The organism is Nannocystis pusilla, from assembly GCF_026626665.1.
GTDB lineage: Bacteria > Myxococcota_A > Polyangia > Nannocystales > Nannocystaceae > Nannocystis > Nannocystis pusilla.
Window position 1 is genome coordinate 4,045,971 of record NZ_JAPNKE010000002.1, and the last position, 19,937, is coordinate 4,065,907.

General features: G+C 73.5%; 22 protein-coding genes. 5 read left to right on the top strand and 17 right to left on the bottom strand.

All coding sequences use genetic code 11. The annotated features are described in order from the left end of the window. Position 1: 1 nt before the first annotated feature. The 4 genes from OV079_RS17715 to amrB are packed head-to-tail and all read left to right on the top strand — an operon-like array spanning position 2 to position 3,829. The gene (locus OV079_RS17715; RefSeq protein WP_267769969.1) at positions 2-829 is read left to right on the top strand and encodes a hypothetical protein; all 828 of its coding nucleotides are present in this window, start codon (positions 2-4) and stop codon (positions 827-829) included. Next, a complete protein-coding gene (locus tag OV079_RS17720; RefSeq protein WP_267769971.1) occupies positions 826-1,425 on the top strand; it encodes a hypothetical protein in 600 nt (199 codons plus the stop codon). The genes OV079_RS17715 and OV079_RS17720 overlap by 4 nt, the downstream gene beginning before the upstream one ends. Further along, complete coding sequence (locus OV079_RS17725; protein ID WP_267769973.1) at positions 1,377-2,552, top strand: hypothetical protein; 1,176 nt, start codon at positions 1,377-1,379, stop codon at positions 2,550-2,552. The genes OV079_RS17720 and OV079_RS17725 overlap by 49 nt, the downstream gene beginning before the upstream one ends. Beyond that, positions 2,549-3,829 carry an AmmeMemoRadiSam system protein B gene (gene amrB / locus OV079_RS17730; RefSeq protein WP_267769974.1) on the top strand — a complete coding sequence of 427 codons (1,281 nt, stop codon included), beginning with the start codon at positions 2,549-2,551 and terminating at the stop codon, positions 3,827-3,829. The genes OV079_RS17725 and amrB overlap by 4 nt, the downstream gene beginning before the upstream one ends. Here the strand turns inward: amrB and OV079_RS17735 are convergent. Beyond that, complete coding sequence (locus OV079_RS17735) at positions 3,801-4,394, bottom strand: TetR/AcrR family transcriptional regulator (protein ID WP_267769976.1); 594 nt, start codon at positions 4,392-4,394, stop codon at positions 3,801-3,803. The two genes, amrB and OV079_RS17735, sit on opposite strands and share 29 nt — an antisense overlap. A 323-nt stretch (positions 4,395-4,717) precedes the next feature. Here OV079_RS17735 and OV079_RS17740 point away from each other — a divergent pair, with 323 nt between their 5' ends. After that, positions 4,718-5,317, top strand: coding sequence for a hypothetical protein (locus OV079_RS17740; protein ID WP_267769978.1), 600 nt, complete (start codon positions 4,718-4,720; stop codon positions 5,315-5,317). 132 nt (positions 5,318-5,449) lie between these two features. On the opposite strand, the gene OV079_RS17745 is transcribed toward OV079_RS17740, so the two are convergent. The 16 genes from OV079_RS17745 to OV079_RS17825 all read right to left on the bottom strand — a co-directional run bounded on the left by OV079_RS17745 (position 5,450) and on the right by OV079_RS17825 (position 19,399). Further along, on the bottom strand, positions 5,450-6,097 hold the full coding sequence (locus tag OV079_RS17745; RefSeq protein WP_267769979.1) for an HU family DNA-binding protein: 648 nt from the start codon (positions 6,095-6,097) through the stop codon (positions 5,450-5,452). A 215-nt stretch (positions 6,098-6,312) separates the two neighbouring features. Beyond that, on the bottom strand, positions 6,313-7,008 hold the full coding sequence (locus OV079_RS56020) for a uracil-DNA glycosylase (protein ID WP_338088910.1): 696 nt from the start codon (positions 7,006-7,008) through the stop codon (positions 6,313-6,315). Positions 7,009-8,172: 1,164 nt separating this feature from the next. Further along, complete coding sequence (locus tag OV079_RS56025) at positions 8,173-8,400, bottom strand: phosphopantothenoylcysteine decarboxylase domain-containing protein (protein WP_338088911.1); 228 nt, start codon at positions 8,398-8,400, stop codon at positions 8,173-8,175. Next, positions 8,385-9,452, bottom strand: a complete 1,068-nt coding sequence (gene coaBC, locus OV079_RS17760) for a bifunctional phosphopantothenoylcysteine decarboxylase/phosphopantothenate--cysteine ligase CoaBC (RefSeq protein WP_338088912.1) — start codon at positions 9,450-9,452, stop codon at positions 8,385-8,387. Before coaBC ends, OV079_RS56025 begins: the two co-directional genes overlap by 16 nt. 16 nt (positions 9,453-9,468) lie before the next feature. Further along, positions 9,469-10,629 carry a 3,4-dihydroxy-2-butanone-4-phosphate synthase gene (gene ribB / locus OV079_RS17765; RefSeq protein WP_267708542.1) on the bottom strand — a complete coding sequence of 387 codons (1,161 nt, stop codon included), beginning with the start codon at positions 10,627-10,629 and terminating at the stop codon, positions 9,469-9,471. 7 nt (positions 10,630-10,636) lie between these two features. After that, complete coding sequence (locus tag OV079_RS17770) at positions 10,637-11,008, bottom strand: hypothetical protein (RefSeq protein ID WP_267769982.1); 372 nt, start codon at positions 11,006-11,008, stop codon at positions 10,637-10,639. Then, positions 10,900-11,376: a riboflavin synthase gene (locus OV079_RS17775; RefSeq protein WP_267769983.1), complete on the bottom strand. Its 477-nt coding sequence runs from the start codon at positions 11,374-11,376 to the stop codon at positions 10,900-10,902. Before OV079_RS17775 ends, OV079_RS17770 begins: the two co-directional genes overlap by 109 nt. Before the next feature lie 60 nt (positions 11,377-11,436). After that, positions 11,437-12,672, bottom strand: coding sequence for a bifunctional diaminohydroxyphosphoribosylaminopyrimidine deaminase/5-amino-6-(5-phosphoribosylamino)uracil reductase RibD (ribD, locus tag OV079_RS17780; RefSeq protein WP_267769984.1), 1,236 nt, complete (start codon positions 12,670-12,672; stop codon positions 11,437-11,439). Continuing rightward, complete coding sequence (gene rpiB / locus OV079_RS54125) at positions 12,669-13,721, bottom strand: ribose 5-phosphate isomerase B (RefSeq protein ID WP_276602727.1); 1,053 nt, start codon at positions 13,719-13,721, stop codon at positions 12,669-12,671. The genes ribD and rpiB overlap by 4 nt, the downstream gene beginning before the upstream one ends. A 7-nt stretch (positions 13,722-13,728) precedes the next feature. After that, complete coding sequence (gene fabF / locus OV079_RS17795; protein ID WP_267769986.1) at positions 13,729-14,967, bottom strand: beta-ketoacyl-ACP synthase II; 1,239 nt, start codon at positions 14,965-14,967, stop codon at positions 13,729-13,731. A gap of 9 nt (positions 14,968-14,976) precedes the next feature. After that, entirely contained in the window at positions 14,977-15,222 is a 246-nt protein-coding gene (acpP, locus tag OV079_RS17800) for an acyl carrier protein (RefSeq protein ID WP_267769988.1), read from the bottom strand. Further along, on the bottom strand, positions 15,219-16,067 hold the full coding sequence (locus OV079_RS17805; protein ID WP_338088913.1) for a 3-oxoacyl-ACP reductase family protein: 849 nt from the start codon (positions 16,065-16,067) through the stop codon (positions 15,219-15,221). The genes acpP and OV079_RS17805 overlap by 4 nt, the downstream gene beginning before the upstream one ends. Then, complete coding sequence (gene fabD / locus OV079_RS17810; protein ID WP_267769989.1) at positions 16,067-16,990, bottom strand: ACP S-malonyltransferase; 924 nt, start codon at positions 16,988-16,990, stop codon at positions 16,067-16,069. Before fabD ends, OV079_RS17805 begins: the two co-directional genes overlap by 1 nt. A 50-nt stretch (positions 16,991-17,040) precedes the next feature. Then, positions 17,041-18,102 carry a phosphate acyltransferase PlsX gene (gene plsX / locus OV079_RS17815; RefSeq protein ID WP_267769990.1) on the bottom strand — a complete coding sequence of 354 codons (1,062 nt, stop codon included), beginning with the start codon at positions 18,100-18,102 and terminating at the stop codon, positions 17,041-17,043. 6 nt (positions 18,103-18,108) lie between these two features. After that, positions 18,109-18,294, bottom strand: a complete 186-nt coding sequence (rpmF, locus tag OV079_RS17820; protein ID WP_096325866.1) for a 50S ribosomal protein L32 — start codon at positions 18,292-18,294, stop codon at positions 18,109-18,111. 118 nt (positions 18,295-18,412) lie between these two features. Continuing rightward, a complete protein-coding gene (locus OV079_RS17825; protein WP_267769992.1) occupies positions 18,413-19,399 on the bottom strand; it encodes a YceD family protein in 987 nt (328 codons plus the stop codon). Positions 19,400-19,937: the final 538 nt, after the last annotated feature.

Genomic DNA, 19,937 nt, shown 5'->3' on the forward strand with positions numbered 1-19,937 from the left:
CATGTCGGACGTCGTCGCCGAGGAGAAGAAGCGGACCGAGGCGTACAAGAAGCGGCGCGCCCAGGCCGAGGCCGAGGGCCGCCCGCGCCGGCCGGAGCCGGTGTTCGCCGACGCCACCTGCCAGGTCGCCCGCGCCCTCGGCGACGACACCGTGGCGGCCTGGACCCGCGGCGCGTTCGCCCTCGCGCACCGCGACTTCCGCCGCTCCGCCGCCATCCTCGAGATCCCCGACCTCGCCGCCAAGCTCGCCGCCGCCACCGCCGCCGGACGACTGCTCGCCCGCGGCGACGACACCTGGGCGCTCACCCCGCTGCGCTACCAGGGCCAGGAGGTCCTGCTGCGCGTGCTCGACACCGGCGAGCTGGTCGTCGCGCCGCCCGCGGTGATGACCGAGATCGCCGCCAACTTCGCCCGCGGCAAGCGCACGCTGCCCCGCGAGGTCGACCGCCTCGTCGTCGGCACGCCGGTCGACGCCGGCTTCTTCGCCGTCGCCACCGAGGCCGCGGTGCAGGAGCTCGGCTTCGGCAACATGTCGAAGGGCCGCCGCGGCCTGCTGCAGATGCTCCTGCCGCGCCCCGAGGGCCTGCAGATGGCCGGCGTCGCCCACGAGTACTTCGGCTTCTTCCTCCGCATGCCGACCGACACCCCGCTCAAGGCCGGCGCGCTGGTCGGGGTGGTCCAGCGGATGCTCGCCAACCAGGCCGAGGCGGACTCCGACAGCGCCGAGTTCCTGCGCCTGCTCGACGTGACTCAAGCCACGGACAAGCGCGCGCTGCTCCTCTCGTACGTCCTGTCGCGCCGGCAAATCGAGACGATCGTGCTGCAGTGAGCGCCGAGGCGTGGCAGTCTTGTCCCCCGTGGCGACCCCCTGTCCGCCGTCCCGCTCCTCGCCTGGCTCGCGCTCGCCGGCGCGGCACCTGGCGCATCGAGCATGTCCCCGAGCGCAGGTCCTTCGGGACAGGTCCGTTCGGGCATGTCCGATGGACCAGTCATGCTCGCCGCCCTCGCCCCGGCCCGCGGCGGCAAGGCGGGGCCCGCCGCGGCCCCGTCGCCGAGCCGGCCGTTGCCCAGCCGCCCTACGGCCCCGAGCAGGCCGCCGCCGACATCGGGCTGGTGTTGACCGGCCGCGGCAAGGACTACCTGCAGGCCCGCGCCCGCCTCGAGCTGCACCCCGCCGTGGCCGCGCCGCTGGTCACCGCGCGCATGGCCGCCACGCCGGCGCCGACCACCGCCGAGCAGCGCCGCCTGCTCGCCCTGCTCGGCGGCATCGCCCGCCCCGAGGACATCCCGCTGTTCGCCGAGGCCATGCGCCGCGACGTCGCCGCCGCGGTCAAGCAGTCGCAGGAGCAGGGCATCGAGCTGCCCGCGGCCGAGCCGTGGCGCGAGGTCTTGCGCGCGCAGGGCCCGCGGCCGCGCCCGCGCTGACGGGGCTCATCGCCGAGAAGTCGTTCACCGAGGAGCTGCGCGGCCTCCTGATCGCCGACCTCGTCGCGGTCACCCCGGCCGACAAGCTGCCCGAGCTGGTCGCGCTGGTCGGCCTCGGCGCGCCGACCCTGCGCGCCGCGCTGCGCCAGGCGATCGCCCGCCGCGCCCACAGCTCCGCCAACGAGCGCGCGCAGCTGATCAAGGTCGTCGACGCCGCGCTCGACGGCAGTGAGCCGGCGCGTCTGCCCGGCCTCGTGCTGCTGCGCGCCGCGCTGGGCGACGCCGGCGACGCCGCGTTCACCGGTCGCGCCGCCGCCCTCGCCGAGGACGCGGCCGGGGAGTTCGCCGCGCGCGTCGCCGCCGTTCGCGTCCTCGTCGCGCGCCGCAGCGACCCCGCCGCGCAGGACGTCCTCGCCCGCCTCGTCGAGCAGCACCTCCCCGCCGACAAGCGCGTCGCCCTGCGCAGCGAGATCCTCGGCAGCCTCGCCCTCGCCGGCGTCGATGCCACCCGCGCCGCCGCGCTCGTCGAGCGCCTGCAGCTCATCGGCGCCGACGCCCCGCGCGTCGCCACCGCGGCCTTCGCCGTCGCCGCCCTGCCCGACAGCGGCGCCTGGCTCGACGCCAGCCAGCGCCACGCCTGGCCCGAGGTCCGCGCCGCCGCGCTCGCGCGGGTCGACGGCCCCTGCTCCACGCCGATCCTCCGCCGCCTGCGCGACGGCACCGCCACCAGCGGCGACACCTTCGAGGCCGACCCCACGGTCGCGCGCGAGGTCCTGGCCGCGCTCGGCCGCTGCGGCGGACCCGACGCCTTCGCGGCCCTGCAGGCCGTGGTCGTCGACGTCGCGCAGAACGTCGACCGCCGGGCCGAGGCCGCGCGCCAGCTCGTCGACCGCCACGGCCCCGCCGGCGCCGACGTCGTCGCCGCGGTGCTGCGCGGCACCGACGACCTCGCGGTCGCGCTCCGCCTCGTGCGCGCGCTGCAGCGCCTCGAGGGCCCCGGCACCGACGACGTGCGCCAGGCCCTGTGCGCCGCGGGCAAGCGCCAGGAGCTGGCCCAGAGCGCTCAGCGGGCCCTCCGCGGCCTCTTCCCCGACCTCGACGAACCCTGCGCGGGCAACGGACGATGAGCACCGGCCGCGACAAGCCCAGGCTCCGCAAGGTCGAGCGCCTCCATCTTCAGCGCGGCGACGAGGCGCTGCTGGTCCTGCGCGATCCGACCGGCCTCAGCGAGCAGGTCGCCTTCCCACAGGAGGCCTCGGTCGTGCTCGACGCGCTCGACGGTCAGCGCACCGTCCCGCAGATCCGCCAGTCCCTGGCGATGCGCGGGATCCTCGACATCGAGCTCGCCGACCTCGAGGCGCTGGTGCGCGACCTCGAGGCCGCCGGCTACCTCGACGACGCCGCCTTCCGCGCCCGCTGGGAGGCCATCCACCGCGAGTTCCTGGCCAGCCCGGTCCGCCGCCCGCGCTGGGCCGGCCTGCTCTACCCCGACGACCCGGCCGCGCTGGCCGAGCTGCTGGCCGCCGCCATACCTGACCCTTCGACCAGGTTCACCGACGCCGGCGCCGCGCTCGGCGTGCTGCTGCCGCACCAGCCGCTGCTCGCCGCGGGCGCCCCGGCCGACGCGGCCACGCGCGCCGCCGCCGGCCTGTGCGACGAGGTCCTGCGCGGCCTCCCGCGCGCCCGCGACATCGACCTCGTGGTCGTCCTCGGCACCGACTACCACCCGGGCCTGCAGCCGTTCGTCGTCACCGACAAGCGCTACGCCACCCCGCGCGGCGAGCTGGCGTCCGACCCGGCGCTGGTGCGGGCGCTCGACCGCCGGCTGCCGTGGATCCGCCGCGAGGAGATCCGCCACCGCGAGGCCATGAGCCTCGAGCTCGCCGCGGCTGTCCTTCAGCACCTGTACGATGGGACATGTCCTCCGGTACTCCCGGTGCTGTGCGGCCCGGGTGCGATCGAGCTCGACGAGGGCGGCCCGGTCGAGGCCTTCCTCGCCACCATGGAACATGTCCTCGAGGACAGGCGCGTGCTGTGGTGGGTGACCGCCGAGCTCGGGCACGAGGGTCCGGCGTACGGCCGGCCCGCGCTGACGAAGGACCGCGCGGCGGCGCTGATGGCCCGCGACCGGGCCGCCCTCGCCGCCCTCGCCGACGGCCGGCCCGACCAGCTGGGCCGCGTCTGCAAGGACGTCCCGGGCCTCGACCCGCCGAGCGGCACCGCGGCGCTCGTGACCGCCGCGCGCCTGTTCCCCGTCGGCTACGGGGCTGACCTCGTCGCCTACGCGGCCGGCCGACCGGTCGGCGCCGACGAGGGCTGGATCGGCCTCGGCGGCGTCCGCTTCACCCGGCCGGTCGCCGACGACGACGACGACTTCACGCCTTCGAGCCCGCGAGTCGCATGATCTGCTCGACGGCCTGCTCGACGGTCAGCGGGATCCGGCCCTGCGGGTCGACCGAGGCCTGGGCCGCGAGCCCGTAGATCACGGCGATGATGCCGCGAGCCACCACCTGCGGGTCGCCGCTCAGCACGCCTTGCTCGACCCCGCGGCGGACGATCTCCGCGTAAGCGGTCCGCATCTCGACGAAGGTGCGCTCGAGCTTCTCGCGGTACTCCTGGATCTGGCCCGACATCGTCACCAGCAGGTTGCACAGCTTGGCCTCGTCGCCGTGCTCCACGAACAGGCGGAGGTGATTCGCGGCCACCTGCGCCAGCGCCCGGTCGGCCGGCAGGTCCGGCGGTACGTCCGCCGCCCAGCGCTCCTGCAAGGCCAGCAACTGCGCGTCCAGGATGTCGTGGAACAGCGACTCCTTGGCCTTGTAGTGGAAATAAACGCCGCCCTTGCTGAGACCGGCGTCGCGGGCGATGTCGAGGAGTCGCGTCGAGGAGTAGCCGCGGCGCACGAAGCACCGGGTCGCCGCAGCCCGGATCTGCTGCTTGCGCTGGTCGTCGATCTTCTGGCGTGTCATCTCGGCTCCCCACCCTCCCGGCGCCTGGGCGGCGCCCCCGGTCTCCACGCTAACGGAGACCCCCACCGGTCTGTAAAGCCGCCTCGCAGCCTCACGAACGACGGGTGATATCGGCCCTCTCGCCGCGAACGGCCGCGGAGACGCTGCCAGGCCCGCGGATCGGGCAGGTCGCGCGCAGCGGGCGGTATCGGCCCTCGCACGCGTCGATCTCCGTCGTCGTGAGCTCGCTGCCGGAGGGCGATGCCGCCCGGCGCGACGCGACCCCTTGGCCCGGGCGCTCCTGAATAAGACACTAAGTCGCGCGTCCTGGACGCCGAGGTTTTATGCGCAAGCTGCTTCCGGTCTTCATGGCCCTCGCCTTCACCCTGCCCGCCTGCTCCTTCTCGTATTCGTCGTCTCGCGGCTCGGGCACGCAGGGCACCTCCAACGGGTCCCAGAAGGGCAAGGGCAAGGGCAAGCCGGCGCGTCAGGCCGCGGTCGATTCGTCGAGCACCTCAGCTCCGACTCCCGCGGCTCAGCCTGCCGCCACGCCCGAGCCCGCTGCGACGCCCGAGCCCGCGACCACGCCGGACCCCGCTCCGACCCGGTCCACCGACGACACCCAGCCGCCGCGCGCCGACGAGTCGACGCCCGCGCGAGCCGGCGGCACGCCGACCGTCGCCACCTCCGCCCGCCTCGCCGCGCCGGGCAGCCAGCCGACCGAGCCGAAGAGCGCCTCGCTGGTGACCACCCGCGAGGGCGAGGCGCCCAAGCCCGGCGTCGGCACGCTCAGCGCCAGCGACGGCAAGCCCAAGACCGGCCCCGGCACCATCTCCAGCAGCCCCAGCAAGCCCAAGGGCAAGACCAGCCCCGTCGGCCTGACCGCCGCGCCGAAGACCACCGAGCCGCCGAAGAACGACGCCAAGCTGGCCGCGCCGCAGTGAACCTCGCGCCCGTCCCGCAGTGGATCAAGGGCCATGACCATGCGGTCATGGCCCTTTTTCATGTCGATTCGGACATGCTCGAAGGGCCATGACCGCGAGGCCATGACCCTTTCTACATGTCCTCGCGGACAGCTACGAGCGCGAGCCGGTGCGCGCGTGGGCGCGGCGGCCGGGGACGTCGGCGCGCTGCATCGGCGCGGGCGGCAGCTCGAGCCGCGGGTCGGCCGGCTCCTGGCGGCGCAGCACCGCGAGCGAGACCTCGTCGAACTCGTCGTCGGCGTCGTCCTCCTCGAGGTCCTCGCGCGCGGTGAAGCGGCGGCGGAGGATCAGCGCCTCGTCGGCCTCGTCCGCCTCCTCGGCGACCTCGTCCTCGTCGAGCTCGTCGAGCTCGGCCGGGTCGACGCTGGGCGGCTGCAGCTCGAGCTGCGCCGGCGAGGTGCGCCGCTTGCGGGCCGCGGGGGCCTTGCCGGCCGGCACGTTGAGGCTGGCGCGCAGCTCGACGCCCGGGCGGAAGTCGATGGTGAACGCCGCGTCGATCGTCATCGGCTCGAGCGTCCGCGGGTTGACGCCCTTGCGAGCCGAGCGCTTCTTCTTGGTGAAGGTGCCGAAGCCGGGGAACGTGAAGCGCGGGCTCTGAGCCCGGGTCACTCGCGCCTTGACGAAGTACGCGGAGAGCTCCCCGAAGGCGATCTCGAGGATCTGCTGCACACACTTCTTCGTGATGTCCGGCGGCAGATCACGATTGCGTGCGATTTTTTCGATGAGTTCAGCCTTCGTCATCGCGTCGCCACAGAACCGTGACTGTAGAAGTGGCGACGCGACACGTCAACTGTACTGCCGAACAGCATCAGCCGCTGACAGGACACGCGCCGAAGAATCTGGATGCGAGGAATTTCGCGGCGCTGCCCCCACGAGCGGCGCGTGACGAAATTCTCCACAGCGCTTCGCACGTAGAATTCCGTCGATCGTCCGGGCATTGCATGTGCATGAGGAGATCAACTTCGCAGCACGCGCAGCGCTCGCTCGAGGTCCGACATCACCGTGTCGTCGGCCGGGTTTCGCTGACCCGGAGGGAGCTCCCCCTCGCGCCGGATCACGTACGATGGATGATACGTGACGTGAAGTGGGATCTGCAGGCCCGCACCGGCGTCATCGTAGGTAAAACGACGGTTGCGCATCTGTGCCAACTTCAGATCCTGATCGGTGCCGATCAGCAACATCCCGGCGTACCTGCCGAGCGCCACGATCACCGCGGGACGGATCGCCCGCACCTGGGCCCGCAGGAACGGCGAGCACTTCTCGATCTCCTCGGCGGCCGGGTCGCGGTTGCCGGGCGGACGGCACTTGAGCACGTTGGCGATGTAGACCTGCTCGCGCTTCATGCCGAGGCGCTCGATCCACTGCGTCAGCCGCCGACCGGCCGCGCCGACGAACGGCTCGCCGCGCCGATCTTCGTCCGCGCCGGGCGCCTCGCCGATGAACATCACGCGGGCGTTCGGGTCGCCCACCCCGAATACGATGTTCGTGCGGGTCTTCGCCAGCTTGCAGCGCGTGCAGTCACCGACGTTGCGGCTCCGCAGGTACTCGAGCTTCTGCCCCGGCGTCCACGCCTGAGCCTGCGCGCGCAGCCCTCCGTCGCTGCCCGCGCGCGGCGGACTCTCGGCCGCGCGCGGCGGCCCTGACGGATCCACCAGCGGCAGGCTGGGGCTGCGGGGGCGGGCCTCCGCAGGTGGCGGGCTGGCGCTGCGCGACGGCGGAGGCGCGCTCGCCGGGCGAGGCGGCGACCGGTCTGCGGTCGGCGGTCGCTGCGTCACGCTGGCGGCACGCGGCGCCGGCGTGTCGTCGCCCCACTCGATCTCGGGCGGCTCGTCGTGGTCCGGCCCGCTCGCCGCACGCGGCTGCGACTCGCGCGGCCACTCCGGACCGCTCTCGCGGCTCGCCGCGCGCGGCTGTGACTCGCGCGGCCACTCCGAACCGCTCTCACGGCTCGCCGCGCGCGGCTGTGACTGCTGCGACCACTCCGAACCGCTCTCGCGGCTCGCCGTGCGCGGCTGCGACTCGCGCGACCGCTCGTCTCGATTTGCTCCGCGCGACGCCTCGTCCCGATTCGCCCCGCGCGCCTGCGACTCGCGCGACCACTCGTCCCGATCCGCTCCGCGCGCCTGCGACTCGCGCGACCACTCCGGACCGTTCTCGCGGTTCGCGGTGCGAGGCTGCGACTGCTGCGGCCCCTCGTCCCGATGCGCCGCGCGCGGCTGCGACTCGCGCGACCACTCGTCTCGATTCGCGGGGCGCGTCTGTGACTCGCGCGACCACTCGTCTCGATTCGTTCCGCGCGCCTGCGACTGCTGCGACCCCTCGTCCCGATTCGTTCCGCGCGGCTGCGACTGCTGCGGCCACTCGTCTCGATTCGTGGGGCGCGTCTGCGACTCGCCCGACCCCTCGGGTCCGCCGTCGCGGCTCGCCGCGCGCGGCTGTGACTCGCGCGCCCCTCCGGCCCCGGCGCGCCTTCGCGAGTCTGCGTCCCTTCGCGCGCCGGCGGGCTCGGCTGCGGACGCGCGGACGACGGCGCGTGCGGCCCACGCGACGGCGGGTCGGATTCTGCCTGTCCTTCGGGCCATGTCGGCGCGCGCGCGCTCGCGGCGTGCTCGGCGGTCGCCTGTCCGGACGGCCAGGCCGCCTCGACGGGTGCGGCCGTGCGCGCTTCGGGCTCGGGCGCGCGACGGGGCGACGGCGCGGCCGACACGTACGCCAGGCCCCGGAACTCCCGGAGGTGGCGCAAGTGCGCGGCGAACTGGACCGCCAGCCGTCGCGTCGCTTCGCGTCGATCGCCCTCCACGAGATCCTCCCCCCGGTTATGTGACCGCCAGCGCGTCGAGCAGCCAGGTCGCCAGCGCCGCCTTGGCGATCGGCGGGCCCGACGCGCGCACGGCGATCGCCTCGCCGTCGCGGGCGAGCAGCAGGCCGGCGTTGGTCGCCGACGCGAAGCCGACCCCGGGCGCGCCGACGCGGTTGACGAAGATCGCGTCGGCGCCCTTGGCCCGCAGCTTGGCCTCGCCGAGGCGGATCAGCTCCTGCTGCAACCTGTCCTCGGGGCCATCCTCGACCGTCTGCGCCGCGAACCCGAGGAAGCGCGCGCGGCCCCGGCGGGCGCGCCGCGGCCGAAGCGGGCCGTCAGCGCGGCGAGGATGTCGCGCGCCGCTCGCCAGCCGAGCGTCGGCAGCGTCGTCAGCAGCTCGGCCTTCTCGAGCTTGCGCCCGGCCCCGCCGTCGATCTCGAGGTCCTGCACCGCCGCGACCATCGCCACCCAATCATATGGCTTTTGGGACAGCTCGGTCTCCATCGCCGCGTACATCTGCTCCGCGGTCTCGACGTCGAGGCGGCGTACGCCCTGGGGCGTCGCCAGCTCGACCGGCCCCGCGACCAGCGTCACCTCGGCGCCGGCGCGCCTGGCCGCCTCGGCCAGCGCGAACCCCATCGCCCCGGTGGACGCGTTGGTGACGAAGCGGACCGGATCGATGTACGTGCGCGTCGGCCCGGCCGAGACCAGCACGCGCTTTTTGGCCCACGGCCCGCGCGCCTCGAGCTGCGCCAGCGCGGCCGCGACGATCAGCGGCGGGTCGATCATGCGGCCCTCGCCGATCCACCCGCACGCCAGCTGCCCGCGATCGGGCCCGACGAACTCGGCCCCGCGGGTGCGCAGCGTCGCCAGGTTGGCCTGCGTCGCCGGGTGGCGCCACATGTTGGTGTTCATCGCCGGCGCCCACAGCACCGGCGCGCGCGTGGCCAGCAGCACCGTCGCCGCCAGGTCGTCGGCCATCCCGGCGGTCGCGCGCGCCAGCAGGTCGGCGGTCGCGGGCGCGACGACCACGAGGTCGGGCCAGTCGGCCAGCTCGATGTGACCGACGTGGCCCTCCTCCTCCGGGTCGAGCAGGCGCTTGCGCACCGGCCGAGTCGACACCGTCGCCAGCGACAGCTCGCTGACGAACGCCGCGGCCGCCGGCGTCATCACCACCTGGACCTCGCAGCCGGCGGCGACGAACGCCCGCACTAGCTCCGGCGTCTTGTAGGCCGCGATCCCGCCGCTGACGATCAGCAGGACGCGACGGCCGCGCGGACGTGTCCCCTGGGACATGTCCGCCCTGCCAGCCTCAGCCAACCGCCCCCTCCTCGAGCGGCACGGCGCCGACGGTGTGGATGCCGAAGCCGGTCAGCCCGACGATCTTGCGCGGGTTGTTGGTGATCACCTCGATGCGGTGGATGCCGAGGCTGCGCAGCACCTGGGCGCCGAGGCCGAACTCGCGGAAGCCGGCCTCCGCGGGCTTGAGCGCCGGCGCCGGCTCGGCGGTGCGCGGCGTCAGCAGCGGGTCGGACGGCCAGCGGTGGCCGAGCACGTACAGGAACACCCCGCGGCCGGCGCGATCGATCTGCTTGAGGCTCGCGCGCATCCGGCTGGCCGCGCCGTCGCCCGTCACCCCGAACACGTCCTCGAGCACCTGCGACCGCTGGGCCCGCAGCAGCACCGCGTCGTCGCCGTCCTCGCGCTGGTGCAGGTCGCCCTTGCACAGCGCGACGTAGAAGCTGGCCGGCTCGACCGTCGAGCGGAAGGTGTGCATCGTCCAGCCGTCCTGCGCGGTGATGCCGAGGATCGGCGACTCGAGCGGCTGGCGGGCGATCTCCTCGATCAGCGTCTCGCGCTGCAGGCGGTAGCCGATCAGATCGGCGATCGTCAAAATCGGCAGGTCGTGCGTGCGCGCGAACGCCTCGAGATCGTCCATGCGGGCCATCTCGCCGTCGTCGCGCATGATCTCGCAGATCACGCCGGCGGAGCGCAGGCCGGCCAGGCGGGCCAGGTCGACCGAGCCCTCGGTGTGGCCCGAGCGGACGAGCACGCCGCCGGGCTGGGCCCGCAGCGGGAAGATGTGGCCGGGGCTGACCACGTCGTGCGGGCCGAACTTCTCGTCGCTGGCGACGCGGATCGTCTGCGCGCGGTCGGCCGCCGAGATGCCGGTGGTGACGCCGCTGCGCGCCTCGATCGAGACGGTGAACGCGGTGCCCATGTGCCCCGGGTCGGTCGGCACCATCATCGGCAGCCGCAGCTCGCGCACGCGGTCGGCCGTCAGCGCCAGGCAGATGAGGCCGCGGCCCCACCGGCACATGAAGTTGACCTGCTCCGGCGTGCAGTGCTCGGCCGCGCAGACCAGGTCGCCCTCGTTCTCGCGGTCCTTGTCGTCGACGAGGACGATCATCCCGCCGCGGCGGATGACCTCGATGCAGCGCTCCACGTGCTCGTAGTTGGTCGTTTCGCTCATGATGGTGCTACTGGTTGTCTTCAGAGACAGGTGCTTCGAGACATGTCGCATCGGACCTGTCCCCAGAGTCAGTGTAACCCGCGGCGGCGTCGTCGAGGTAGCCCGCGCGGGCCAGGGCCTCGCGCGTGAGCGGCGGCGCGGCCGCGCGGGCGGGCTCGTCGCCGGCGCCGAGCAGGCGGGCGACGTAGCGGGCCATCAGGTCGACCTCGAGGTTGACCGCGTCGCCGACCTTGCGCTCGTTCAGCGTCGTGACCGCCAGGGTGTGCGGGATCAGGCCGACCGCGAACCCGCGGGCGTCGACCGCGTTGACGGTGAGGCTGACGCCGTCGACACACACGCTGCCCTTGACCGCGATGTAGCGGGCCAGCTCGCCCGGCACGTCGAACCACACTCGAGCGCGTCGCCGCGGGCGACCCGGCTGCGCACGCGCGCGAGGCCGTCGACGTGGCCCGCGACGAGGTGCCCGCCGAGCGCGTCGCCGAGGCGCAGCGCCGGCTCGAGGTGGACGCGGCTGCCCGGCCGCAGGTCGCCGAGGGTCGTCACGGCCAGCGTCTCGAACGCCGCCTCGACCGTGAAGTCGCGCGCGGTCGAGGCGACCACGGTGAGGCAGACGCCGCTGATCGCGACGCTCGCGCCGAGGCTGCGATCGCCCTCCGACAGGGCGTAGGCGATCACGAAGGTGCGTCGCTGCGCGCCGGGGATCACGCGCTCGACCGTGCCGACGCCGCGCACGAGGCCGGTGAACATGCGGGGGTTATGGCACAGATCACCGGCCGGATCGACGGCCCGCGGCGGCCGCCACCGGCGTCAGCTCTCGCGTCTCGCGGGCTCCTCGGCGCGATCCGCCGGCGGCCCCAGGATGGTGAGGCCGTCGACCCCGACGTCGGTGCGCAGCAGCGGACGGAGCCGCGTGGCGTCGGCGACCGCCGCGACCTTCAGGCCCGCCGCGGCCGGCTTGCCGTCGCCCAGCACCACCGGGGCATGGAACCAATAGAACCGCTGCCACGCGCCCGCGGCGACGAAGCTGGCGATCATCCGCCCGCCGCCCTCGACCAGCAGCGAACGCAGCGGCAGCTGGCCCAGCGCCTGCAACGCCCCGGCCACGTCGACGCGACCCTCGGCGTCGCCGGCCAGCTCGATGCGCCGCAGGCCGAGGTCCTCGACCGCCCGCTGCGCCGCCGCCGGGGCGCGGCTCGTGTGCAGCACCACGCTGCCCGGGCGCAGCAACGTCGGCCGCCGCACCGCCCCGGCCACGCGCAGCGCGCTGTCGAAGATGACCGGCAGCGGATCGACGCCGGTGACCATGCGCACCGACAGCGCGGGATCGTCGCGCAGCACGGTGTCGGCGCCGACGGCGATCGCGTGGTGACGGGCCCGCAACCAGTGCCCGAGCCGCCGCGCCGGCTCGCCGGTGATCCACTTGCTGTCCCCGGAGCCAGCCGCGATCTGGCCGTCGAGCGACGACGCGATCTTGAGGGTCACGAACGGCAGCCGCGTCACCTCGTGGTGCACATAGTGTTCGTGTGCCGACGCGCACGCGCCCGCGAGCACGCCGTGGCGCACGCGGATGCCGGCGGCGCGCAGCAGCTCGATGCCGCGTCCGCCGGCGTGCGCGGCCGGATCGAGGGCACCGACCACGACCTCCGCGACGCCGGCGGCGATCAGCGCCCCGGTGCACGGCGGCGTGCGGCCGAAGTGCGAGCACGGCTCGAGCGTGACGTAGACCGTGGCGCCACGCGCCGCCCCACCCGCCTGCGACAGCGCCGAGACCTCCGCGTGCGGCCCCCCGGTGACCGCGCTGCGCCCGGCGCCGACGACCCGCTCGCCCTGCACGACGATCGCGCCGACGCACGGGTTGGGATACGTGGCGCCGGTGCCCGAGCGGGCCAGCGCCACGGCGGCGCCCATCAGCCGGACGTCGCGCGCCTCGGGCGACTCGTTCGCCGCCGCCACGCTCGCCAGCGCCGCCGCGATCGCGGCCGGTCCGTCGTCGGCGACCCCGTCCGCACCGCCGAGCAAGTCGGCCAGCTCGGGCGTGATCACGAGACCTCGCTGTCCGGCACCGCGGCCGCGCTCGACCTGTCCCCGGGGTCAGCCTCGTCCTCGGCCTCGACGAACAGCCGGCTCGGCGCGCTCAGCTGGATCTGCCCGCGCGCGTCGATCTCGAACAGCGTGCGCTGACCCTCGGGGCTGGTGTGCGCGGCCTTCTCCATCTGGCCCAGAAGATGAACGAACTCGTCGACGTTGTGATAGACGCCGTGGCTGGCGAGGTAGCGGACGTAGGCGACCAGGTCGAGCGGCCGCAGCAGGCGAGTGACGCGGTCGGCGATCTCCTCGGCGCGGATCTCCCGCTCACCGCGCGTCGCGGCCCACAGCTCGACCGCGCCGATCAGCGCCTCGATCTGCTCGTCGTCGACCGGCCGCTTGTGACACACGCGCTGCAAGCCGGCGCGGATCTTGTTGCGGTCGAACGCCTGCTTGCCGCCGCCGCGCTTGAGCACGATCGGCGGCGTGGTCTCGATGCGCTCGTACGTCGTGAACCGGTGGTTGCAGTCCATGCACGCCCGCCGCCGCCGGATCGCACCGCCGTCCCGACTCTCCCTCGAGTCGAGGACCTTGATGCTCCCGCTGCGGCAGACCGGGCAGAGCAACCTACCCCCGGGCTCCAGCTTCTCGACCCGCCGGGCGTGGCGCCCCCCGGCGAAGCGGGCGTCGAGGAAGGTCCTGAGCAGGACCTTCGCCAGCTCGACGCCGACCACCCGCGCGCCCAGGCAGAGCACGTTGGCGTCGTTGTGTTCGCGGGCCATCGCCGCGCTGAACGGATCCATCACCACCGCGGCGCGGATGCCGGCCTGCTTGTTGGCCGCCATCGCCATGCCCTGACCTGTCCCACAGACCAGGAGGCCGAGCGAGCCCGGGTCGGCCCTGACGCACGCGCTGACGGTCGCCGCGATGTCCGGATAGTCGACCGACTCGGCGGCGGTCGACGGCCCGGTCTCGCTCGCGACCTCGTGGCCGAACGCCGCGACCGCGGCCGCGAGCTCGCGCCGGAGCTCGATCGCTGCGTGGTCGCTGCCGAGGTGGACGCGCATGGTCGGTCTACCCCACCCGCTTGAACGCGAGGCACGCGTTGGTGCCGCCGAAGCCGAAGCTGTTCGAGAGGGCGACGTCGACCGCGACCTTGCGCGCCCCGTGCGGCACGTAGTCGAGGTCGCACTCGGGGTCGGGATCGTCGAGGTTGATGGTCGGCGGCAGCACCTGGTAGTGCAGCGCGAGGGCGCAGATCGCCGCCTCGAGCCCGCCGGTGGCCCCGAGCAGGTGGCCGTGCATCGACTTCGTCGACGACACCGCCAGCTTGCGCGCGTGCTCGCCGAACACCGCCTTGATCGCGCCGGTCTCGGTCGCGTCGGCGCCGGTCGAGGTGCCGTGGGCGTTGATGTAGCCGACCGCCGTGGGGGCGAGCCCCGCGTCGCGCAGCGCGAGCCGCATGCAGCGCTGGGCGCCCTCGCCGTCGGGCGGCGGCGCGGTGATGTGATGTGCGTCCGAGGTCGCCGCGTAGCCGACGATCTCGGCGTAGATGCGAGCCCCGCGGGCCTGCGCGCGCTCCCACTCCTCGAGCACGACGAGGCCGCAGCCCTCGCTGAGCACGAAGCCGTCGCGGCTCAGGGTGAACGGCCGCGACGCCTTCGTGGGCTCGTCGTTGCGGGTCGACAGCGCCCGCATCGACGCGAACCCGCCGACGCACAGCGGCGAGACCGTGGCCTCGGTGCCGCCGGCGATCATGACGTCGGCGCCGCCGCGGGCGATCAGGTGGAACGCCTCGCCGATGCTGTGCGCGCCGGTCGAGCAGGCCGACACGTGGCTCATGTTCGGCCCGCGGTAGTTGTGGCGGATCGAGATCTGGCCGGGCGCGAGGTTGACGATGATCGCCGGCACGAAGTAGGGGCTGATGCCGTGACGCGGCCCCTTCTCGCGCAGCGAGTCGTGCGTGGCCTCGAGGACAGGCAGGCCGCCGAGGCCGGCGCCGACGTAGACGCCGAAGCGCTCGGGATCGTCGGGCGGCCCGAGCTTCGCGTCCTCCACCGCCATCGCCGCGGCCGCGATCGCGTACTGGATGAAGAGGTCCATCTGTCGGACCTCCTTCTTCGGGATCCAGCGCGTCGGGTCGAAGTCACGCACCTCGCCGGCGATGCGCGTCGTCATCGCGCTCGCGTCGAACCGCGTGATCGGTCCGATCCCCGACTTCCCCGCGCACAAGCTCCGCCAGTTCTCGTCGTTGCCGACGCCCAGCGGGCTGATGAGCCCCACTCCCGTGATCGCGACCCTGCGCCCCGTCACAACGACCCCTCAGGCCTTGCGGCGCGCGCGGATGTAGTTCACCGCGTCGCCGACGGTCTTGATGTTCTCGACCTCTTCGTCGGGGATCTTGATCTCGAAGTGCTCCTCGAACGCGAGGACGAGCTCGACGATCGCCAGCGAGTCGGCGCCGAGGTCGTCGGTGAAGATCTTGTCCAGCGTGCAGTCCTCGGGCTTCACGTCGAGCTGCTCACGGACGATTTCGATGACCTGCTTCTCGATGTCGGCTGTCGTCATAGTGTGGTTCCCTCTCCAGACGGGTCACAAGCGGCGCACAAAGGCGTTTCACATGCGCAGGCCGCCGTTGATCGCGAGGACTTGCCCCGTGACGTAGGCGGCGGCCGGCGCGGCCAGGTAGCGACGGCCTCGGCGACCTCTTCGGGTCGGCCGATCCGGCCGAGCGGGATCTGCTTGAGCAGCGCCTCGCGGGCGTCGCCGTGGACGCTCGCGGCGGTCATGTCGGTCTCGAAGAAGCCCGGCGTGACGGCGTTGACGGTCACGCCGCGGCTGGCGAACTCGCGGGCGAGCGAGCGGGTCAGCCCGAGCAGGCCGGCCTTGGCGGCGGCGTACATCGCCTGCCCGGCGTTGCCCTGCTCGCCGATGACGCTGCTGATGTTGATGATGCGGCCGTCGGCCTTGGCCTTGAGCAGGTGGCGAGCGGCCGCCTTGGCGCAGAAGAACGCGCCCTTGAGGTTCACGTCGAGGACGCGCTGGAAGTCGGCCGGCGCGGCGCGCATCAGCAGCGCGTCGATCGAGATCCCGGCGTTGTTGACGAGGATGTGCAGGCCGCCGAGCTCGGCGACGATCTTCTGCACCCCGGCCTCGACCGCGGCGGCGTCGGCGACGTCGAAGCCGAACGGCCTGGCCGCGCCGCCCTCGCCGACGATCTCGTCGCACAGCTCGCGGGCGGCGTCCTCACGGGCGGCGTAGTTGACCGCCACCGTCGCGCCGCGCTGCGCGAGCACGCGGGCGATCGCCCGGCCGATGCCTCGCGACGCGCCGGTGACGAGCGCGACGCGTCCGGTGAGCGCGAGCGACGGCGGCAGCGCCCTGGCTTGAGGAGTGGCTTCGTGGCCCGACACTAGGTGCCGAGCTTTAGCACATCGAGGTCCGCCGGGGAACCGACGCCGACGACCGAGAAGCCCTTGTCGATGCGTTTAATCAAGTTGTGGAGCACTTTGCCGTGCCCGAGCTCGAGCCCGCGAGAGATATCCATGCGCATCACCGTTCGCACGCTCGCCTCCCACCGGACGCGGCCGGTGATCTGACGAACGAGCCTGTCGCGGACGGCCTGCGGATCGCCCGTCGACGGATACGGCTCGGCGTCGACGTTCGCGATCACGGGCGCACGCGGCGCGGAGATGGCGATGTCGGCGAGCGCCGCGGCGACGCGCTCGGCCGCCGGCTGCATCAACGCGCAGTGGAACGGCGCCGACACGTTGAGCTTCATCGCTTTCGCGCGACCTTCCTTCGCGCGCGCGACCACTCGCTCGACCGCGGCCGCATGCCCGGCGATCACGATCTGTCCGCCGCCGTTCTCGTTCGCGGGGCTGACGACCTCGCCCCCCACGCTCGCTTCTTCGCACCACTGCTCGAGCGCGGCCGGGTCGGCGCCCATCACCGCCGCCATCGCGCCGACGCCCGCCGGCACGGCCTCTTGCATCGCGAGGCCGCGCAGCCGCACCAGCTTGACCGCGTCGACGAACGACAGCGCGCCCGCGGCGACCAGCGCCGAGAACTCGCCGAGGCTGTGGCCGAGCAGCGCCGCGGGCTGCAGCCCGAGCTCGCTCGTGACCACCGTCCACGCGGCGATGCTGCAGGTGAGGATCGCCGGCTGGGTGTTGGCGGTCTGCGCCAGCGCCTCGGCCGGGCCCTCGAAGCACAGCTGCGACAGCGACTCGCCGAGCGCCTCGTCGGCCTCGGCGAACACGCGCCGCGCGGCCGGGAACGCCTCGGCGAGCGCCTTGCCCATGCCGGGCTCCTGGCTGCCCTGGCCGGGGAACATAAACGCGAGCGGCCTTGCGACCCCAGCGCTGTCCGAAGAGACATGTTCGTTCATACAGGTGAATCCTCGCGCTTGGCGGCGGCGAACAGCTCGCGGTGATCGCCGATCGCGGCCCGTAGCGCCGGCGTGAGGTCGCGCGCCGCGTAGTCGGCGGCGATCCGGATCCCGGTCGCTAGCGCCTTCGGTCCCGCGCCGCCGTGACAGATGATCGCTACCCCGTCGACGCCGAGCAGCGGCGCGCCGCCGTACGAGTCGGGGTCGAGCTGCTCGCCGAGGGCGCGGAAGGCCGGGCGCAGGATCAGCCCGCCGAGCTTGGTGCGCGCGGTCTTCATCACCGCCGCGCGCAAAAACCCGACGATCCCGCTCGCGGTGCCTTCCATCACCTTCAGGGCGACGTTGCCCGTGAACCCGTCGGTGACGATCACGTCGACGGTGTCCTTAAAGAAGTCTTTGCCCTCCACGTAGCCGTGGAAGGAGAACGCCGGGCTCGGGTGGGCCGACAGCAGGCGATGCGCCGCGCGCGTGAGGTCGGTGCCCTTGCCCTCCTCGCTGCCGTTCGAGAGCACACCGACGCGCGGCTTCTTGCCGTGCGCGGTGCTGGAGAAGATCGCCCCCATCACCGCGAACTGCACGAGGTTGATCGGCTTGCACTCGACGTTCGCGCCCATGTCGATGAGCACGCACGGGCCGCCCTTCGGCCGCGGGAAGCTCGAGACGATCGCCGGGCGATCGATCCCCTTGAGCCGGCCGAAGCGGAAAAGCCCGCTGGCGAGCATCGCCCCCGAGTTGCCGGCCGAGACCACCGCGGCAGCCTGACCGCGGCGGACCAGGTCGAAGCACACGACCATCGACGCGTCGGGCTTGGAGCGGACCGCCTTGGAGGGGGTGTCCTCCATGGTGATCGTCTCCGACGCGTGATGGACGGTGATCCCGTCCTCGCCCTCGAAGCGAGAGATCCCGAGGAGCGCGAGCTGCGGGACGAGGCGCGCCCGGTCGCCGACGAGGATCACCTCTTGCCCGGCGCGCGCGGCGAGGACTGCGGCCTCGACCTCGACGAAGGGACAGTGATCACCGCCGAAGGCGTCGAGCGCGATCTTCCTCGTCGCCGCCACCTCTTATTACTCTTGCGCGATCGTGATCACCTCACGGCCCTTGTAGTGACCGCAGGCCGGGCAAACGTGGTGGCTACGCACGCGCTCCTGGCAGTTCGGGCAGGCGACGAGGGTCGGCGCCGAGCGCTTGTCGTGGTGGGCGCGCCGCATGTCGCGACGGGACTGGGACTTCTTCTTCTTGGGGACAGCCATGGCACGAACCGCCTTGGAAGCGGGGGCGGAGTCTAGCGCTTTTCCCGGCGCCACAATCGGCGCCGGGGGCGGTAGAGCGCCCGGAGGACCTGAGATAACTCAAACCTCCGGGCAGGGATCACTGCTTCTTCTTGCCGGCAGGCCCCGACGAAGACTTCGCCGCGGGCTTGCCGGAGGACTTGCTGGTCGGCTTGCTCGACTTGTTCGGGGCCTTGCCCGACTTGCCGGACGGGGTCGCCGACTTGCCGGCGGCGCCCGACTTGCTCGCGGGCGCCGTAGACGATCTACCCGCCGGCTTGCCGGCTGGCTTGCCGGCCTTCGGGGCCCTGTCGCCGGGCCGCGGCTCGGGCTCGCCGAACCCGGGATCGAAATCGTCGACGCCGGGAATAGGGCCGGCGAAGCCCTGGTTGTCGGCGTCGGTGTCGTCGTCCTCGCCCACGCCCGAGTCGGCCAGCTGCCGCAAGGCCGCCTGCCACGACGTCGCGGGCTTCGCCGGCGCCTCCTCTTCGCCCTCGTCCTTGTCGTCGAGGGTGACGAGCGGCACCTGGGCGTCGGCCGCTCCGCACGCCGCGCACGGCCCCAGCGGCTGACCGTTCAGCTCGGCGCCGCAGCGCATGCACAGCCCGCGGCACGCCTCGCCGTAGGCGCACAGCGCCCGGATCGGATAACTGAGCAGCACCTGCTCCACGAGCAGCGGCCGCAGGTCGATGCGCGTGCCCGAGAAGCTGCGCTCGTCCGGCGACTCGGTCTCGCTGTCGTCGTCTTCGGCGTCGCCGACGCGATCACGGACGAAGTGGACGCAAATCTCCCCGCCCGCCGAGACCGCCGCCGGCGCCAGGCAACGGGCGCAGGGGACGCTGTAGCCGCCCTGGAGGGTCCCGCGGACCAGATAGCTGGTGCCCTCGCCCAGCGGCGTCACCTCGAGCGAGGTGGAGCCGGCGCTCGTGACTTCGGCGTCGGTGTGCGCCAGCACCGTCTTCATCCACGGCGCGGGGAGCTCCGCCTGAATGGCGTAGGGGCCCGGCCCGGAGCGAGCCAGGGCCACGAGATCGAGGTCAAGCTCCGGCGGGAGCTGCGTGCCGTCGTCGCGGGTCGCGGCCTTCATCCGGCCGCATGTAGCGCGTGGCGCCAGGGCTGTCAAACCGCCGCCAGCCCGGATCCTTTCGCCGCCAGCCCCGGATCCTTTCGCCGCCAGCCCCGGATCCTTTGGTTGACACGGCAAACGCGGATTGGCTATTGCCTCCCGGCCCTTGGTCGCCTCTGAGCCCACTGCGCGCCTCGGAGGCGCCGACGCGAGCCCCCGGACCGACGCGCCCGGCGAGGTCACGCCGATCGCCGAGCCCGCGACGACGCGTGCGCTCGAGTCCGGTGTCCGTCGCTCACGCGTCCTCGCGGTGTCGGGCCTCGTCGGCGCCTGTCTTATCGGACTTGTCCCTCAGGACAGCCACGCCCGCACCCGCACCGGCGCGCTCGGAGTGATCGCCCCGCCCGCGCCGCCGCTGCTGCCGAGCCTGCGCGCCGCCCCGGGCCTGCGCGCCGCCGACCTGGTCGCCGGCCTCGGCGCGCCGCTGCTGCTCGGCCCCCCGCCGCGCACGACCCCGCGGCGCCTGCCGAGCGAGCAGCCCTCCGCGGCGCCCGGCACC